This window comes from Stenotrophomonas sp. STEN225 (assembly GCF_056756445.1).
On the sequence record NZ_JBRRBV010000006.1, the window covers coordinates 195,393 to 213,166 of the forward strand.

At 68.2% G+C, this 17,774-nt stretch carries 19 protein-coding genes; all 19 read left to right on the top strand.

Annotated elements, in window-relative coordinates; genetic code table 11:
* The first annotated feature begins 80 nt into the window (after positions 1-80).
* The 19 genes from ACVOJ1_RS08515 (at position 81) to ACVOJ1_RS08605 (ending at position 17,772) form a co-directional block, all read left to right on the top strand.
* Complete coding sequence (locus ACVOJ1_RS08515) at positions 81-713, top strand: response regulator (protein ID WP_053519589.1); 633 nt, start codon at positions 81-83, stop codon at positions 711-713.
* Between the two features lie 269 nt (positions 714-982).
* Entirely contained in the window at positions 983-2,392 is a 1,410-nt protein-coding gene (rpoN, locus tag ACVOJ1_RS08520) for an RNA polymerase factor sigma-54 (protein ID WP_277381741.1), read from the top strand.
* 14 nt (positions 2,393-2,406) lie between these two features.
* Complete coding sequence (locus tag ACVOJ1_RS08525; RefSeq protein ID WP_053519591.1) at positions 2,407-2,784, top strand: response regulator; 378 nt, start codon at positions 2,407-2,409, stop codon at positions 2,782-2,784.
* Positions 2,781-4,286 carry a sigma-54 dependent transcriptional regulator gene (locus ACVOJ1_RS08530; RefSeq protein WP_346480325.1) on the top strand — a complete coding sequence of 502 codons (1,506 nt, stop codon included), beginning with the start codon at positions 2,781-2,783 and terminating at the stop codon, positions 4,284-4,286. Before ACVOJ1_RS08525 ends, ACVOJ1_RS08530 begins: the two co-directional genes overlap by 4 nt.
* A 259-nt stretch (positions 4,287-4,545) precedes the next feature.
* Complete coding sequence (gene fliE, locus ACVOJ1_RS08535; RefSeq protein WP_053519593.1) at positions 4,546-4,911, top strand: flagellar hook-basal body complex protein FliE; 366 nt, start codon at positions 4,546-4,548, stop codon at positions 4,909-4,911.
* A 12-nt stretch (positions 4,912-4,923) separates the two neighbouring features.
* Positions 4,924-6,570 (top strand): flagellar basal-body MS-ring/collar protein FliF, encoded by a 1,647-nt coding sequence (gene fliF / locus ACVOJ1_RS08540; protein WP_346480326.1) that lies wholly within the window; start codon positions 4,924-4,926, stop codon positions 6,568-6,570.
* A 7-nt stretch (positions 6,571-6,577) separates the two neighbouring features.
* Positions 6,578-7,564, top strand: coding sequence for a flagellar motor switch protein FliG (gene fliG / locus ACVOJ1_RS08545; protein ID WP_053519595.1), 987 nt, complete (start codon positions 6,578-6,580; stop codon positions 7,562-7,564).
* The gene (locus ACVOJ1_RS08550; protein ID WP_053519596.1) at positions 7,561-8,202 is read left to right on the top strand and encodes a FliH/SctL family protein; all 642 of its coding nucleotides are present in this window, start codon (positions 7,561-7,563) and stop codon (positions 8,200-8,202) included. Before fliG ends, ACVOJ1_RS08550 begins: the two co-directional genes overlap by 4 nt.
* Positions 8,199-9,584 carry a FliI/YscN family ATPase gene (locus ACVOJ1_RS08555; RefSeq protein WP_053519597.1) on the top strand — a complete coding sequence of 462 codons (1,386 nt, stop codon included), beginning with the start codon at positions 8,199-8,201 and terminating at the stop codon, positions 9,582-9,584. Before ACVOJ1_RS08550 ends, ACVOJ1_RS08555 begins: the two co-directional genes overlap by 4 nt.
* A 3-nt stretch (positions 9,585-9,587) precedes the next feature.
* Entirely contained in the window at positions 9,588-10,055 is a 468-nt protein-coding gene (gene fliJ / locus ACVOJ1_RS08560; RefSeq protein WP_164153022.1) for a flagellar export protein FliJ, read from the top strand.
* Entirely contained in the window at positions 10,052-11,143 is a 1,092-nt protein-coding gene (locus ACVOJ1_RS08565; RefSeq protein ID WP_346480327.1) for a flagellar hook-length control protein FliK, read from the top strand. The genes fliJ and ACVOJ1_RS08565 overlap by 4 nt, the downstream gene beginning before the upstream one ends.
* Before the next feature lie 111 nt (positions 11,144-11,254).
* Positions 11,255-11,773, top strand: coding sequence for a flagellar basal body-associated FliL family protein (locus ACVOJ1_RS08570; RefSeq protein ID WP_053519600.1), 519 nt, complete (start codon positions 11,255-11,257; stop codon positions 11,771-11,773).
* Between the two features lie 10 nt (positions 11,774-11,783).
* Positions 11,784-12,788 (top strand): flagellar motor switch protein FliM, encoded by a 1,005-nt coding sequence (gene fliM / locus ACVOJ1_RS08575; RefSeq protein ID WP_065176161.1) that lies wholly within the window; start codon positions 11,784-11,786, stop codon positions 12,786-12,788.
* Complete coding sequence (gene fliN / locus ACVOJ1_RS08580; protein WP_053519602.1) at positions 12,785-13,120, top strand: flagellar motor switch protein FliN; 336 nt, start codon at positions 12,785-12,787, stop codon at positions 13,118-13,120. Before fliM ends, fliN begins: the two co-directional genes overlap by 4 nt.
* The gene (gene fliO, locus ACVOJ1_RS08585; RefSeq protein ID WP_053519603.1) at positions 13,117-13,524 is read left to right on the top strand and encodes a flagellar biosynthetic protein FliO; all 408 of its coding nucleotides are present in this window, start codon (positions 13,117-13,119) and stop codon (positions 13,522-13,524) included. Before fliN ends, fliO begins: the two co-directional genes overlap by 4 nt.
* A 1-nt stretch (position 13,525) precedes the next feature.
* Positions 13,526-14,308 (top strand): flagellar type III secretion system pore protein FliP, encoded by a 783-nt coding sequence (gene fliP / locus ACVOJ1_RS08590; RefSeq protein WP_053519604.1) that lies wholly within the window; start codon positions 13,526-13,528, stop codon positions 14,306-14,308.
* Positions 14,309-14,401: 93 nt separating this feature from the next.
* Entirely contained in the window at positions 14,402-14,671 is a 270-nt protein-coding gene (locus ACVOJ1_RS08595; RefSeq protein ID WP_053519605.1) for a flagellar biosynthetic protein FliQ, read from the top strand.
* Positions 14,672-14,684: 13 nt separating this feature from the next.
* Positions 14,685-15,476 carry a flagellar biosynthetic protein FliR gene (fliR, locus tag ACVOJ1_RS08600; RefSeq protein WP_053519606.1) on the top strand — a complete coding sequence of 264 codons (792 nt, stop codon included), beginning with the start codon at positions 14,685-14,687 and terminating at the stop codon, positions 15,474-15,476.
* Between the two features lie 163 nt (positions 15,477-15,639).
* The gene (locus ACVOJ1_RS08605) at positions 15,640-17,772 is read left to right on the top strand and encodes a putative bifunctional diguanylate cyclase/phosphodiesterase (protein WP_111186092.1); all 2,133 of its coding nucleotides are present in this window, start codon (positions 15,640-15,642) and stop codon (positions 17,770-17,772) included.
* Positions 17,773-17,774 lie beyond the last annotated feature (2 nt).

Consider the following 17,774-nt stretch of genomic DNA (forward strand, 5'->3'; position numbering starts at 1 on the left):
CCCGCCCGCAACGGACGACGCTTGGCTCGCCCGTTCAGCTAAGTTAAGGTGGACTCCCCTCCCGGACCTCCAGCGTGCCTGTGCGAGTTCTCATCGTCGACGATCACACCCTGGTCCGCGCCGGCCTGGCGCGGCTGCTGCAGGGGTTTGCCGACGTGCAGCTCGTGGCCGAGGCCAGCAACGCCGAGCAGGCGCTGCAACTGGCCCTGCAGCACGCGCCGGACGTGGTGCTGATGGATCTGTCCCTGCCCGGACGCACCGGCCTGGAAGCACTCAGCGACATCCGCATGCGCGCACCCGGCACCCGGGTGGTGATGATGACCATGCACGATGATGCCGCCCACGTGCGCGACGCACTGGATCGCGGTGCCGTCGGCTTCGTGGTCAAGGATGCCGCTCCGCAGGAACTGGAACTGGCGCTGCGCGCTGCACACGCAGGCCAGGTGTTCCTGAGCCCGCAGATCTCGGCGAAGATGCTGGCGCCCATGCTGGGCCGCGAGAAGCCCACCGGCATCGCCGCGCTGTCACCCCGCCAGCGCGAGATCCTGCGCCGCATCGGCAAAGGCGAAAGCAACAAGGAAATCGCCGCCGATCTCGGCATCAGCGTCAAGACCGTGGAAACCCACCGCGCGCGCATGATGGAGTCGCTGGGGTGCCGCCGCGCCAACGACCTGCTGCTGCTCGCCGCCCGCCACCAGCACGAGCTGGAGTGACCGCGTCACCCGGATGACGGATTCCCGTCACCCCCACAGGCACTGACGGAATCCCGTACACGCCGGCACGACGCCCCGACCGCGTGCGCAACAGGAAATCAATGGCTTGCGACCGGGAAACGTCAACATCCCGCGCCGATGTCGGGAAAATCCCTACACGCTGTCGGGTAATTCACCAACCACCTCAGGAACCCCCTGATTCCGCACCTGCCGGATCAGAAGCAAGATGCGTTCCACAAGGCGTCGGGGAGCGGCGCCGGGGAACCACGATGAAGGCTGCACTCTCGCCCCAGCTGGGCCAACAACTTCACCTCACCCCGCAGCTGCTGCAGTCGATCCGGCTGCTGCAGCTGGACGGGCTGCATCTGGAACAGGAAATCCAGCGCCTGCTCGACTCCAACCCGATGCTGGAGATCGAGGATGCCGAAGCACCTGCACCCGAACCCGGCGACGCCGGCGCCACCACGCTGGAAACCGCGGCGTTCGACGAGCTGCCGGAGTCCTCGATGTGGGACGTTGCCGGCGCCAGCTGGCAGGACGGCGACGACGACCGGATGGCACGCATCGCGGCGGGCGAATCGAGTGATCCGCAGCTGCGCGTGCTGCAGCGGCTGGCACTGGACCTGGACGACCGCGAGCTGGCGGTCGCCGCCTTCTGGCTCGAGCATTGCGATGACGCCGGCTATCTGCAGGCACCGCTGGCACAGCTGCAACTGCTGGCCAGCGCCCAGTTCGACATCGCCGCCGATGGTGTCGAGGCGGTCCGCCAGCGCCTGCTGCATGGCGAGCCCGCCGGCATGGCCGCGCGGGACCTTCGCGAAAGCCTGCAGGCCCAGCTGCGCAGCCTGGACGGCGTGGTTCCCGCGCGGCATCTGGCCACCCGCATCCTTGCGGGCGCGCTCGAGCCGCTGGCCGCGCACGACTACCCCGCCCTCGCCCGCCTGCATGACGCCGAGATCGGTGACGTGCGCGAAGCAGTGCGACTGATCCTCTCGCTGCAACCCCGCCCGGGTGACAACCTGCTGCCGGAACGTAATGCCGTGGTGGTACCGGACGTGGTCGCCTGGCACGCCGACGGCCAGTGGAAAGTGGCCCTGAATCCGGCGACCAGCCGCCGCGTATCGATCAACACGCAGTACGAACAGGCGCTGGCCGACAGCAACGAGGCTGCACCGGCGCTGCGCGAGATGCTGCAGGAAGCGCGCTGGTTCAGCCGTGGCCTGTCGATGCGCTATGACACCCTGCTGCGTACCGCGCGGGTGATCGTCGAGCGCCAGGCTGCGTTCCTGGTCCGGGGCGAGGAAGCGATGGCGCCGCTGACCCTGAAGGAAGTGGCCGAGGAGATCGGCATGCACGAGTCCACCGTCTCGCGCATCACCACCGGCAAGTACCTGCAGACCCCGCGTGGCACCTTCGAGCTGAAGCACTTCTTCGCGGTGCGCCTGGAAGGCGCCAGCGTCTCCGGCCAAGCGGTGAAGGCCATGGTGCGCCGCCTGATCGATGCCGAGCCGGCCGGTCGGCCGCTGGCCGATGAGGCCATCGCCGCCCTGCTTTCGCGCCAGGGGGTGAACATTGCCCGCCGAACCGTCGCAAAATACCGAGAACAACTGGATATCGCCCCGGCCCGCGAACGGCGCCGGCTCAGCGCCAGGCAACCGCAGCTGGCCCGGGTGGGCTGAAAAGGATGTTGGACATGAACACGCTCACGGTCCTGCTGGTCGACGACCACGAAGGTTTCATCAACGCAGCGATGCGCCATTTCCGCAAGATCGACTGGCTGCAGATCGTCGGCAGTGCCGGCAACGGCCTGGAAGCGATCGAGCGCTCGGAGACCCTGCGCCCGCAGGTGGTGCTGATGGACCTGGCAATGCCGGAAATGGGCGGCCTGCAGGCGACACGCCTGATCAAGTCGCAGGATGACGCCCCGTACATCGTCATCGCCAGCCACTTCGATGACGCCGAGCACCGCGAGCATGCACTGCGCGCCGGCGCCGACAATTTCGTCAGCAAGCTGTCCTACATCCAGGAAGTGATGCCGATCCTGGAAGGCCTCAGGGAGGATCGATCGTGAGCGAGTCGCGCATCCTGGTGCTGGACAACGACGCCGTGCGTGCCGAACGCACCGTTGCCCTGCTGGAATTTATGGACTTCAATCCGCGCTGGGTTTCCGACGCGGCAGACTTCGACCTGGGGCGGCAGCGCCAGAGCGACTGGATGGCGGTGATCGTCGGCAGCCTCGACGACAGCGCCGCCAGCACCGCCCTCTACGCATGGCTGGGTGGCAGCAGCCTGCCGCCGCCGGTGCTGCTGGCCGATGGCGAGGCCAGTGCCTTCGCCCACCGCCACGGCCTGCATGAAGCCAACATCTGGCCGCTGGAGACGCCGCTGCGCCATGCGCAGATGGAAGCCCTGCTGCGCCGTGCCAGCCTCAAGCGCCTGGATGCCGAGCACCAGGCGGGCGCCGTGCAGGAGCAGGGACCTACCGGCAATGGTGCCGCTGTGAGCGCGCTGCGCACGATGATCGACCAGGTCGCGGCATTCGACACCACCGTACTGGTGCTGGGCGAGTCGGGCACCGGCAAGGAAGTGGTCTCGCGCGCCATCCACCAGCGCTCGCCGCGCCGCGACGGGCCATTCGTGGCGATCAACTGTGGCGCCATTCCAGCCGACCTGCTCGAGAGCGAACTGTTCGGCCACGAGAAGGGTGCCTTCACCGGCGCGCTGACCGCGCGCAAGGGCCGCTTCGAAATGGCGGAGGGCGGCACCCTGCTGCTGGATGAGATCGGCGACATGAGCCTGCCGATGCAGGTCAAGCTGCTGCGCGTGCTGCAGGAGCGCAGCTTCGAGCGTGTCGGCGGCAACCAGACCATCCGCTGCAACGTGCGGGTGATCGCAGCGACCCACCGCGATCTGGAGAGCCGGATCGCCGACGGCAAGTTCCGCGAAGACCTGTTCTACCGCCTCAATGTGTTCCCGATCGACGTGCCGGCCCTGCGCGAACGGCGCGAGGATCTGCCGGCACTGGTGGCAACCATTGCCGCGCAGCTGGCGCGCACCGGCCGCGGCGAAGTCCGTTTCACTGCCGAAGCCCTGCAGGCGCTGGCGGGCTACGAATGGCCAGGCAACGTACGCGAGCTGACCAATCTGGTCGAACGCCTGGCGGTGCTGCATCCGGGTGGTTCGGTCCGCGTGCAGGACCTTCCCGCGCGCTACCGGGGCGACGCCCTGCTGGCCCCCGTCAGCACCCCGGCCGCGGTACCGGCAGCACCCAGCGAAGAGCGATTGGACCTGCGCAGCTTCTCCTTCCACACCCCCGGCAGCGGCGGCCAGCCGTCGCTGGAGCACGGCATCGCGGTCAACCGCGCTGCGGCTGCCACGGCCCTGCCCGACGACGGCCTGGACCTGCGCAACCACATGGCCAGCATCGAGCTGGGCCTGATCAATGAAGCGCTGGAGCGGACGCAGGGGGTGGTCGCCCACGCCGCGCAGCTGCTGGGCCTGCGCCGCACCACCCTGGTGGAAAAACTGCGCAAGTACGGCATCGAACGCGAGCAGGCCGAACTGGCCAGCTGAGCGTGATCGCCAGCATGAAGGGGGCACGGACGCCTGGGCTTGCCCGGGCGTTCGTGTATCCGGCGGCCGCCGGCAAGGCCAAAAAACCGACGCCGGTTCACTGACACCGGCAGATGACGACAGCGTATCGGCACGCCAGCTCGCCCGTCCTCCGCCGAACGCAAACTTCCGTCACGTTTCTGAACCACTCAGGCGTTCCGGCACGGCACTTGCAGTGATCCCTGCAGATTCCCCATCCCTGTTCCTGGAACCGTTGCAGATGTCCCACTCCGTCACTTCGATCCTTTCGCAGATCCGCACCTACCAGTCCCAGATGGGACAGCCGGTGCTCAATCCGCTGGCTGAAGCGCCGCGCAGCAATGCCCTTCCTGGTGCGGTGCTGGATGCGCCGCAGGTGCAGCCGGCCAGCTTCACCGAGACCCTGCGCGGTGCGATTGCCGGCGTCAACAATGCGCAGCAGACGTCCGGCGCGCTGGCCAAGGCGTTCGAGATGGGCGAACCCGGCGCCGACCTGGCCAAGGTGATGGTCGCCTCGCAGCAATCCCAGATCGCCTTCCGCGCCACCGTGGAAGTCCGCAACCGTCTCGTCCAGGCCTACCAGGACGTGATGAACATGCCGCTGTAAGGAACTTGACGCATGGCACTGACGCTTTCCAAGGACAGCCTGAACGCCGAGAAGGCGGGGCAATGGTTCGACCGCCTGCAGAGCCTGCAGATCACCCGTCGGCTGGGGCTGATGGCGATGATCGCAGTGGCGGTGGCGGCGGGCCTGTTCGTGTTCTTCTGGTCGCAGAAGCCCGGCATGGTTCCGCTGTATACCGGCCTGGACCAGAAGGCCACCGCTGAAGCGACCGACCTGCTGCGTGCAGCGCAGATCCCGTTTGCCCTGGACCCGGCAACCGGTGGCATCACCGTGCCGGAGAAGAACCTGCATGACGCCCGCCTGAAGCTGGCCGGCTCCGGCCTGACCGACAGCGGCAAGCTGGGTTTCGAGCTGATGGAGCGCGACCCGGGCTTTGGTGTCAGCCAGTTCGTGGAAAGCGCGCGCTACCAGCACGCGCTGGAGACCGAACTGTCGCGCACCATCAACACGCTGCGACCGGTGCGTGATTCACGCGTACACCTGGCCATCCCCAAGCCCAGCGCCTTCACCCGCCAGCGCGACGTCGCCAGTGCTTCGGTAACCCTGGAACTGCGCGGTGGCCAGCAGCTGGAACGCAGCCAGGTGGATGCGATCGTGCACATGGTCGCCGCCAGCATTCCGGACCTGTCGCCGGAACGGGTGACCGTAGTCGACCAGAGCGGGCGCATGCTCAGCATCAGCGACCCGAACAGCGAAGCGGCGGTCAACGCCGCCCAGTTCGAGCAGGTCCGCCGGCAGGAGACCTCCTTCAACCAGCGCATCCGCGAGTTGCTGGAACCGATGACCGGCCCGGGCCGCGTCAATCCGGAAGTCAGCGTGGACATGGACTTCTCGGTCACCGAGGAAGCGCGCGAGCTGTACAACGGCGAGCCGGCCAAGCTGCGCAGCGAACAGATGAGCGAGAACACCACCAGCACGCCCGGACCGCAGGGTGTGCCTGGCGCAACCAGCAACACGCCTCCGGGCCAGGCTGCGCCGCCACAGACCGCGCCGACGCCGAGCGAAAGCAGCAAGAACGCCACGCGCAACTACGAGCTGGACCGCACGCTGCAGCACACCCGCCAGCCGGCCGGCCGCATCAAGCGCGTGTCGGTGGCGGTGCTGGTGGACAACGTGCCGCGCCCCGGCGCCAATGGTGCACTTACCCCGCAGCCGCTGTCGGCTGCCGAACTGACCCGCGTCGAGGCGCTGGTCAAGCAGGCCGTCGGCTTCAGCGCCGAGCGGGGCGATACGGTCTCGGTGATGAATGCCCCGTTCGTGCGCGAGACCACACCGGTGGAAGGCCCGGCCTGGTGGGAGCTGCCGTGGGTGCACGATGCCGGCCGCATGCTGCTGGGGGCCATTGTGGTGCTGGCGCTGCTGTTCGGCGTACTGCGTCCGGCGCTGCGTGCCATCACCGGCCAGGCGAAGAAGCACGACCCGCTGGCACTGGAACCGCATACCGCTGACGTACAGCTGGTCGATGACGATGGCAGCCCGCTGCCGGCCCTGGGTGCCGAGCGCGCTGGCCTGGGTGGACCGGAGGCACTGGCCCTGCCGGTGGACTCCTACGAGGAACGACTGCGGATGGCCCGTGAAGCCGTGAAGACCGACTCCAAGCGCGTGGCCCAGGTGGTCAAGGGTTGGGTGGCCAATGACTGAGGTACCGTTGACCGGAGTGCAGCGCGCCGCCGTGCTGCTGCTGTCGCTGGGTGAACTGGACGCGGCCGAGGTGCTGCGCCACATGGAACCCAAGGAAGTCCAGAAGATCGGCATCGCGATGGCCACCATGTCCGACATCACCCGCGAACAGGTGGAACGGGTGATGGACCAGTTCGGCCAGGAGCTGGGCTCCAAGACCTCGCTGGGCGTGGGGTCGGACGACTACATCCGCAACATGCTGGTGCAGGCACTGGGCAGCGAGAAGGCCGGCAACCTGATCGATCGCATCCTGCTGGGCCGCAACACCACCGGCCTGGATGCGCTGAAGTGGATGGATCCGCGTGCGGTCGCCGACCTGGTCCGCAACGAGCATCCGCAGATCATCGCCATCGTCATGGCCCACCTGGAAACCGACCAGGCCGCCGATGCGCTGAAACTGCTGCCCGACCGCACCCGCGTGGACGTGCTGCTGCGCATCGCCACCCTCGATGGCATTCCGCCGAACGCACTCAATGAACTCAACGAGATCATGGAGCGCCAGTTCGCCGGCAACCAGAACCTGAAGTCATCCAACATCGGCGGCGTGCAGTGCGCGGCCAACATCCTCAACTTCATGGACAGCGGCCAGGACCAGGCGATCCTGGGCGAGATCGCACGCATCGACGCGCCGTTGAGTGGCCGCATCCAGGACCTGATGTTCGTGTTCGACGACCTGGTGGATCTGGACGACCGCGAGATGCAGCTGGTGCTGCGCGAAGTCAGCGGCGAGCGGCTGGGACTGGCCCTGCGCGGCGCCGACATCAAGGTCCGCGACAAGATCACCCGCAACATGTCCCAGCGTGCCGCCGAGATCCTGCTGGAGGACATGGAGGCCCGTGGGCCGGTGCGTCTGTCCGACGTGGAAGGCGCGCAGCGCGAGATCCTGGCCATCGTCAAGCGCATGGCCGATGAAGGCACCATCACCATCGGCGGCAGCGCGGAGGCCATGCTGTGAGCACCGTCGTGCGCTGGCTCGCCCCTGACCTGCTGGCCCAGCCGGAACCCGTGCTGGAACAGGAGGACGCGTCCGGGCATGCCGGGCCGGACCCGGAGCACGAGCCGGAACCGCCGCTGCAGTTGCCGACCCTGGAAGAGATACAGGCCATCCAGGACAGTGCCGAGAAGGAAGGCTTCCAGCACGGCCATGCGGAGGGCTATGGCCAGGGCCAGGCCGAGGTGCGCCGGCTTGCCGCGCAGATCGAGGGCATCCTGGACAACTTCAGCCGCCCGCTGGTCCGCCTGGAGAACGAGGTGGTCGGTGCGCTGGGAGAGCTGGCGGTCCGCATCGCCGGTGCCCTGGTCGGTCGCGCCTACGAGGCCGAACCGGCGCTGCTGGCACAGCTGGTCGGCGAAGCCATCGATGCGGTCGGCGGCAGCACGCGCGAAGTGGAAGTGCGCCTGCACCCGGACGACATCGCTGCCCTCGCCCCCTTGCTTACCCTGCCACCGCAGCAGCGGCTGGTTGCCGACACCAGCCTCAGCCGCGGCGACCTGCGCGTGCATGCCGAGGCCGTGCGCATCGACGGCACTCTCGAAGCCCGCCTGCGTGGCGCGCTGGACGCAGTGATCCGCCAGACCGGAGCGAACGCATGACGGCCGAAACGCCACTGCCGCCACCTGCGGCAGACTGGGCCCTGGCCCGCAATCTGCGCTTGGCCCGTCGCCTGGACGGGCTGCGCGTGGACACCGCACACGGCCGTGGCCTGATCCGCGAAGGCGTGCTGCGCCGCGCGGTCGGGCTGACCCTGGAAGCGGTCGGCTGCGAAGCACCGCTGGGGGCCAGCTGCAAGGTCGAAGTGGTCGACGGTGGCTGGGTGGATGCCGAAGTGGTCGGCTTCGCCGGTGAGCGCACCTACCTGATGCCCAGCGCCGAACTGCATGGCCTGTTGCCCAACGCGCGGGTCGTGCCATCGGCACGGCGCGGCGGCGTGGAAGTGGGCGAAGGCCTGCTCGGCCGGGTGATCGACAGCGATGGCGTGCCGCTGGACGGCAAGGGCCCGATCCGTGCCGAAGGCCACGTCGGCATGGCCGGTGTGTCGATCAATCCACTCGCGCGCGAGCCGATCACCCAGCCACTGGATGTGGGCGTGCGCGCCATCAACGCACTGCTGCCGATCGGCCGTGGCCAGCGTGTCGGCCTGTTCGCCGGCTCCGGCGTCGGCAAATCGACACTGCTGGGCATGATGACCCGCTACACCGCTGCCGACGTCATCGTGGTCGGGCTGATCGGCGAACGCGGCCGCGAAGTGCGCGATTTCGTCGAAACCACGCTGGGCGAGGAAGGCCTGCGCCGCGCGGTGGTGGTCGCCAGCCCGGCCGACCGGCCACCGCTGGCGCGCCTGCATGGCGCCTACCGTGCAACCGCCATTGCCGAATGGTTCCGCGACCAGGGCCTGAACGTCCTGCTGCTGATGGACTCGCTGACCCGCTTCGCGCAGGCACAGCGCGAGATCGGCCTGTCGGTGGGCGAACCGCCGACCACGCGCGGCTACCCGCCGTCGGTGTTCGCCAAGCTGCCCGCGCTGGTCGAACGCGCCGGCAACGGCGCCAAGGGGCGCGGCTCCATCACCGCGTTCTACACCGTACTGACCGAAGGCGACGATCCGCAGGATCCGATCGCAGACGCCGCACGCGCGATCCTCGACGGCCACATCCTGCTGTCGCGCCGGGTCGCGGACAGCGGCCTGTATCCGGCCATCGACGTGGAATCGTCCGTCAGCCGCGTGGTCACGGAAATCGCCGACGAACCGTGGCGCCTGCGCATCCGCAAGCTCAAGCGGCTGGTGTCGGCCTACTCGGCCAACCGCGACCTGATCGCCATCGGCGCCTACCAGCGCGGCAACGACGCAGCCACCGACGAAGCCCTGGAACGCTGGCCGGAAATCATGGAATTCCTGGGACAGGACGTGGCCAAGGCCGCGGATCTCCCGCACAGCCAGGCGGCGCTGCAGCGCCTGGTGGAAAACGAGGTGTAAGCGATGAACCAGTCCAAGCGTATCGACCCTCTGCTGAGGCGGGCACAGGAACATGAAGATGCGGTCGCCCGCGACCTGGCCGAGCGCCAGCGCCTTCTCGACACTCACCTGTCGCGTCTGGACGAACTGCGACGTTATGCCGAGGAGTACGCCAACGCACAGATGGCCGCGACCAGTCCCGCCCAGCTGTTGAACCGGCGTGCGTTCCTTGACCGCCTCGACAGTGCGGTGGAGCAACAGCAGCGCACCGTCGACGGCAACCGCGAGAAGGTCGAAGCCGAACGCGCGCGCCTGATCTTGGCCAGCCGCGACAAGGCGGTGCTGGAGCAGCTGGCCGCCAGCTATCGCGCACAGGAAAAGGTGGTGACAGACCGCCGTGACCAGCGCGAGATGGATGACATCGGCGCGCGCCGCTCCCGCCTGGCGCAGGCCGAGGACCAGGACGGCGCAGACACCGGAGTCCGTTCGTGACGCCCGCCGCGCTTTCCGGCAGCAGCACGACGGCCACTCCGCCCGGCGTGGGCAGCAGCCCGTCGCGCACGGCACGCAGCGAAGGCGGCAAGGACTTCGGTCAGCTGCTGCAGGGCGGTGCGCCCGTCCCGCCCGCGGACAGCCCCGCGCCGACCGGCGTTGCGGCCACCGGCAGCGATGACGCCGCCAGCGTGCGGCCCCCCGCCAGCGAGCAGGCTACGGGCGAGGCCGCTGCGCCACCGGCCGGCAAGGCTGCGACCGACCAGGACGCGACGACGGAAACCGACGAAGCGCCCTGGCCGCCATTTGGACTGGCCGGGCTGGTGCTGGCCACCCCACTGCCCGCCGACCCTGCGGCCAGCGTCCCACCGTCCGCAACGGGCACAGCGCCTCCGGCCCTGGCGGCGACCACCGCCCCCCCATCGCCGGTTGCCGCGTCGCCTGCCGCCGTGGTGCAGTCACCCGCCCCGGGCGTCGATGGCGAAGACGGCGCACTGCCCCTGCCCGCTCTGCCGATGGGCGACGCCGCGCTGGAGCGCAGCGCTGACACCGACAGCGCGTTGCAGGGTGATCGTGCCCCGCCTGCGCCCCTGCAGGCGCCCCTGCCCGCCGCACTGCAGGATCTTAAGGCGGCGCTGTCCAGCAACGCGGTCTTCAACGGTGAACCGACGCCGAAGCCGGTGCTTGGCGACGACGGTTTCGACCAGGCCATCGGCGCCCGCCTGGGCTGGCTGGCCGACCAGAAGATCGGTCACGCCCACATCCGACTGAGCCCGGACGATCTGGGGCCGGTGGACGTACGCCTGCAGCTCAACGGTGACAAGGTCCACGCCAGTTTCAGCAGCCCGCACGTGGATGTCCGCCAGGCGCTGGAAAGCAGCCTGCCACGCCTGCGAGAACTGCTGGGCGAACAAGGCTTCCAGCTGGCCCACGCCGATGTCGGCCATCAGCCGGGCGGCGGTGGCGCACCTGCCGGCCAGGCCGGGCAGGAGGCAGGTCGGGGTGACGGAGAACCGACGCGGGGTGATGCCAGCCTGCCGGCCACCCCGTTGATCCGCCAGCGTGGCCTGCTGGACGCCTACGCCTGACGTGCGCGACCGACGCAGGCCCTGCCGACGGATTTCCGTCGCACCCTGCTCCCGGTGCATCGGCACACCCCTTGCATATCCCGGTGAAGCAACCCTCAGGAGCTTCACCTCGTGGCCGCAGCCGCTGACAAAACCAAGAAGAACGTCGAAAAGGACAAGGCCCGCACGCCGCGCAGTCCGATCCTGATCACCGCGCTGGTGGCCGTACTGGCTGCCGCTGCCGCCGGTGGCGGCGTGTGGTTCTTCACCCAGTCCACGCAGGAAGAAAAGACCAGCCAGGCGCCGAAGAAGAAGAACGCCACGCCGGCACCGGCGCAGTACTTCGCGCTGGAGCCCGCGTTCGTGGTCAACCTCAATGGTCCCATCGACGGCCCGCGCTACCTGCAGCTGGAAGTGCAGCTGATGACCCGTGATCCGGCCGCGCTGGAGGCGATCAAGACCCACGCCCCGGCCCTGCGTGCACGACTGCTGATGCTGTTCTCGCAGGTCGAGCCGGCACAGATCGCCGATATCGCCGGCAAGAAGAAGCTGCAGGCCGATTCGCTGGCCGAGGTGCAGAAGGTGCTCAAGGCCGAGACCGGCAGCAATGGTGCCGACGATCTGCTGTTCACCAGCTTCGTGACCCAGTAAGGGCCCACCGATGAATGATCTGCTGTCCCAGGACGAGATCGATGCCCTGCTCCACGGCGTGGACAGCGGCGCGGTCGAGACCGACCCGGAGCCGCCCTCCGGCGAAGCCCGTTCATACGACTTCGCCAGCCAGGACCGCATCATCCGCGGCCGTATGCCGACGCTGGAAATGGTCCACGAGCGCTTTGCGCGCCTGTGGCGCATCGGCCTGTTCAACCTGATCCGGCGCTCGGCCGAACTGTCGGTGCGCGGCATCGAGCTGATCAAGTTCAACGACTACATGCATTCGCTGTATGTGCCGACCAACCTGAACCTGATCCGTTTCAAGCCACTGCGCGGCACCGGCCTGATCGTGTTCGAGCCGACCCTGGTGTTCGCCATCGTCGACAACTTCTTCGGCGGCGACGGGCGCTACCCCACCCGGATCGAAGGCCGCGAGTTCACCGCCACCGAGATGCGGGTGATCCATCTGCTGCTGAAGCAGACCTTCGCCGACCTGCGCGAAGCGTGGGCACCGGTGATGGACGTGGAGTTCGAGTACATCAACTCGGAGATCAACCCGCACTTCGCCAACATCGTGACCCCGCGCGAATACGTGGTGGTGTGCCGCCTGCATGTCGAGCTCGACGGCGGCGGCGGCGACATCCACGTCACCCTGCCGTACTCGATGCTCGAACCGATCCGGGAGCTGCTCGATGCCGGCATCCAGAGCGATCGCAATGACCGCGACGAAAGCTGGGGCCAGACCCTGCGCGAGCAGCTCAACATCGCCGAAGTGACCCTGTCCAGCGTGCTGGCCAGCAAGCGCATGACCCTGCGTGACCTGACCCGGTTGAAGGTCGGCGACATCCTGCCGATCGAGCTGAGCCCGCAGGTGCCGCTGTGCGTGGAGAACATCCCGGTGTTCACCGGCGAATTCGGCATCGCCAACGGCATGAATGCCGTGAAGATCACTGCTACCCATCCGCCGGGCACCCGCCCGCGCGTACCCGTCATCCAGGAAGACCCGCAATGAACGATACCGACGCCCTCGAACCGACTCCGGCCCAGTTCGGCACCCTGCACGCCGACGAGGCCTCCGGGGTCGATCTGAATCTGGACGTGATCCTCGACGTGCCGGTGACCCTGTCGCTGGAAGTCGGCCGCGCCCGCCTGCCGATCCGCAACCTGCTGCAGCTCAACCAGGGTTCGGTGGTGGAGCTGGAGCGTGGCGCCGGTGAATCGCTCGACGTATTCGTCAACGGCACCCTGATCGCACATGGCGAGGTCGTGGTGATCAATGACCGCTTCGGCGTGCGCCTGACCGATGTGGTCAGCCCGAGCGAACGCATCCGGAGACTGCGTTGAGCCTGCTGGCATCCACCCTGCTGGGCGTCGGCAAGGCCGCCGCCCCGGTCGGCCAGCACGCGGCCTCGGCACCGGGCCTGTTCGGCGCGGTGCTGGCGCTGCTGGCCGTGCTGGCCCTGGTGGTCGGCCTGGGCTGGCTGCTCAAGCGCCTGCCCGGCAGCGGCTTCCGCCCGGCCGACGGCATGAAGCTGGTGGCCAGCCTCAGCGTCGGCGCCAAGGAACGCGTCGTGGTGGTGGAGGTCAACGGCCAACAACTGCTGCTGGGCGTCACCGCCGGCAGCATCAACGCCCTGCACACCCTTTCCGAACCGCTGCCGCCGCCCGCGCCGGTGCGCGTGCCGGACCTGAAGAACCTGCCGAATTTCGCCCAGCTGCTGCAGCAGCGGCTGCGCAAGGACCCCTGACATGCGTGTCATCCGTACCCGTCCAGCTACCCTGATCGCGTGGCTGCTGCTGATTGCCCTGTGCCTGCTGCCCGCGCTCGCCTTTGCCGCGCCGGGCGCTGCTCCGACCACGCCACTGCCGGATGTCAACGTGGGCAGGATCGGTGGCCAGCCGGTCAGCCTGCCGCTGCAGACACTGCTGCTGATGACGGCGATCACCCTGATCCCGTCGATGCTGCTGGTGCTGACCTCGTTCACCCGCATCATCATCGTGCTGGGCCTGCTGCGGCAGGCACTGGGCACCGGCCAGACCCCGTCCAACCAGGTGCTGCTGGGCCTGGCCCTGTTCCTCACCGCGATGGTGATGATGCCGACCTGGGACAAGGCGTGGAGCAGCGGAATGGCGCCCTACCTCAACGGCCAGATCGACTTCCAGACCGCGTGGACACTGACCACCCAGCCGCTGCGCGGCTTCATGCTGGCGCAGATCCGCGAGACCGACCTGATGACCTTCGCCGGCATCGCCGGGCACGGCACCTACGCCAGCCCGGATGCGATCCCGTTCCCGGTCCTGGTCGCCTCGTTCGTGACCAGCGAACTGAAGACCGCCTTCGAGATCGGTTTCCTGATCTTCATCCCGTTCGTGATCATCGATCTGGTCGTGGCCAGCGTGCTGATGTCGATGGGCATGATGATGCTGTCGCCGATGCTGGTCTCGGCACCGTTCAAGATCCTGCTGTTCGTGCTCGTCGACGGCTGGGTGCTGACGGTGGGAACGCTGGCGGCCAGCTTCAATCCGGCGTGACCCGGACCGGCGTGATTGCAGGGGCCGCCTGCCATTGCCGGCGGCCGCATTGACCACCGCCGGGCAGGACCCGGCGCTACCGATGGAAAGACGATGTCTCCCGAACTTGCCCTGACCGAACTGCGTGGCGGCCTGATTGCCGTACTGTGGGTGGCTGGCCCGCTGCTGCTGACCGTACTGGTGGTAGGTGTGGTGGTCGGTGTCGTGCAGGCCGCGACCCAGCTCAATGAGCCCACCATCGCCTTCGTCGCCAAGGCGGCAGCGTTGACCGCCGTGCTGTTCGCCCTGGGCAGCCTGCTGATCGGCCATCTGGTCGAATACACCACGCTGCTGTTCCAGCGCATTCCGCACCTGATCGGCTAGGACGCGCACCGCGATGGATGCCGCCACCCAGATGGCTGCCGACGGCCTGCAGGCCTTCGGCATGATCGGCACCGTGCTGTGGACGATGCTGCGCATCGGCGCGGTAGCCATGGCCATGCCCATGGTCGGCACCCGTGCGGTGCCGGCGCGGATCCGCGTGGTACTGGCCGGTACCCTCGCCATCGCGCTCGCCCCGCTGCTGCCGCCCGTGCCGGAGTGGACCGGCTTCGATGCGGCCACCGTGCTGACCATCGCCCGTGAGCTGGCCATCGGCGTGGCCATCGGCTTCCTGCTGCGGCTGGTGTTCGAAGCTGGCGCGATGGCCGGCGAACTGGTGGCACAGGGCACCGGCCTGGCGTTCGCGCAGATGAGCGACCCCCTGCGCGGCGGCACCTCCGGCGTGATCGGGCAGTGGTTCTACCTGTTGTTCGGCCTGCTGTTCTTCACCGCGAACGGCCACCTCGCGCTGATCTCGCTGGTCGTGGACAGCTACCGGGCACTGCCGATCGGTGCGCCGCTGCCCGATCCGCACGCGTTCTTCAGCATCGCCCCGACGTTCCTGCTGACCGTGCTGCGCGGTGCGTTGACACTGGCCATTCCGTTGACGGTGGCGATGCTGGCGGTGAACCTGGCGTTCGGCGTGCTCGCCCGTGCGGCACCTGCGCTCAATCCGATCCAGCTCGGGCTGCCGGTGTCGCTGCTGCTGGGCCTGTTCCTGCTGGTCCTGCTGGCCGGCGAAATGGGGCCGCCGGTGCAACGACTGTTCGATGCGGCGTTCCAGGCTGCGGACGCGGTCACACACTGACGCTTCCATCACGCTTTGCTGCTTGCCGTCCCCCCGGGGACGCGCGTTAGAGTGAATGCGCGGCAACCGGGGGGATGCCGCACCTGGCGGCCGCTTCTGGCTGCCTGCCACATGCATGCCCCACCGTAGTTTCCGTCGACAGGCAGGTCCGGGAGACTGACGAATGCTGGTAGGCACGTACAACGCATGGCTGGTGGCAGTCTCGCTGTTGGTGGCCGTGATGGCTTCCTACACGGCATTGGCGATGGCCGGACGCACGGTCACGGCACCCGGCAGGGGCGCGACCTGGTGGTGGCGGCTCGGTGGCGGCTTCGCGATGGGCCTGGGAATCTGGTCGATGCACTTCATCGGCATGCTGGCCTTCGACCTGCCCATTCCGCTGGGCTACGACCTGCCGATCACCCTGCTGTCGCTCGCCCTGGCCATCGCCTCGTCGGTGTTCGCGCTCTGGCTGGTCTCGCTGCCCACCCTGCCACATCCCCGCCTGGCAGGGGGCGCCTTGCTGATGGGCACCGGCATCGCCGGCATGCATTACGTCGGCATGGCCGCGATGCGCATGCAACCCGGCATCGACTACCACACGGGCTGGCTGCTGCTGTCGCTGCTGGTTGCGGTCGCTGCATCCTGGACCGCCCTCTACGTCGCCTTCCGCCTGCGCGCGCAGCGCACCCGGGTCGGTGACCGGCTGGCCGCCGCCGGCCTGCTCGGTCTGGCCATCGTGGGCATGCACTACACCGGCATGGCCGCCGCACGCTTTCCACAGGGCAGCATCTGCGGCGCTGCAGTGGGCGATGGCCTGCAGAGCACCTGGCTGGCGATGCTGGTGGTGGTGCTGACCGTCGCGATCCTGGCGGTGGTGCTGGTGGTGTCCTGGCTGGACCAGCGGGTGGAAGCGCAGCTGCTGCGCCTTCGCAACGCGATGCTGAGCACCTCGCTGACGGATGCGCAGGAGGAATTGACCCAGGCCGCGCTGCACGACCCCTTGACCCGCCTTCCGAACAGGCTGCTGCTGCAACGGCGCATCGTGCAGTCACTGGCCGAAGCCGAACAGGGCGGCAGCCGCTTCGCGGTGATGTTCATGGACCTGGATGGCTTCAAGCAGGTCAACGATGCCTATGGCCACCAGGCCGGCGATGCCCTGCTGGTGGCCGTCGCCGAGCGCACCCGCCAGCTGCTGCGGCCGAACGACCTGCTGGCGCGGCTCGGCGGCGACGAGTTCGTGCTGGTGGTGCGCATCGACCATGACGAGGACCTGCCGACCCTGGCCCGGCGCATCCTGCAGGCGGTGGGAGGCGGCCCGCTGCTGCCCGACAACGAACTGCAGGTGACTGCCAGCATCGGCATCGCCATCTGCCCCGACCACGCCGCCAGCGAACGCCAGCTGATGGCCTTCGCCGACGCTGCGATGTACCAGGCCAAGGAATCCGGCCGAAACTCCTTTGTCCTGTTTGCGGATTGGATGAACGACAGCGCCGAACAGCAGTTCCGCCTGCTGGCCGACCTGCGCAGGGCGATCGGCAGCGAACAGCTGTTCCTGCACTACCAGCCGAAGATCCGCGTGGCCACCCAGAAGGTCGCCGGCGCCGAGGCGCTGATCCGCTGGCGTCATCCGGAACAGGGCCTGATTCCACCGGATCGCTTCATCCGCCTGGCCGAGCGCAGCGGCGCGATCAACGAGATCGGCCGCTGGGCGCTGGACCAGGCGTGCCTGCAACTGCGGCACTGGCACGACGCCGGCCACGAGGGCTGGTCGATATCGGTCAACCTGTCGCCGGTCCAGTTCAGCTCGCCGCACCTGCTGCGCGATGTGCGCGACGTGATCGAGCGGCATCGCATCACGCCGCGCAACCTGGTGCTGGAGATCACCGAAAGCACCGTGATGCGCGACACCGACACCAGTTTGCGGCTGCTGCAGGCGTTGTCGGTGCTGGGGGTCGGCATCTCCATCGACGATTTCGGCACCGGCTACTCCAGTCTGCTGTACCTCAAGCGCCTGCCGGCCACCGAGATCAAGATCGACCACGCCTTCGTGCGCGATCTCGAACACAGCGCGGAGGACGTGGTGATCGTATCGGCGATCGTGGCGCTGGGCCATGCACTGGACATGGACATTGTTGCCGAGGGCGTGGAAACGGCTGCCCAGCGTGCCTACCTTGAGCGGCTGGGGTGCGATTACCTGCAGGGCTACCTGCTCGGCCGCCCGGTCGATGCGGGCCGTTTCATGCAACTGCACGACCTGCCGCGGCCACGGGTGGAGCTGGCGCAGACCCCGCCCCCACCGGCCCCGCCGGGGTAACG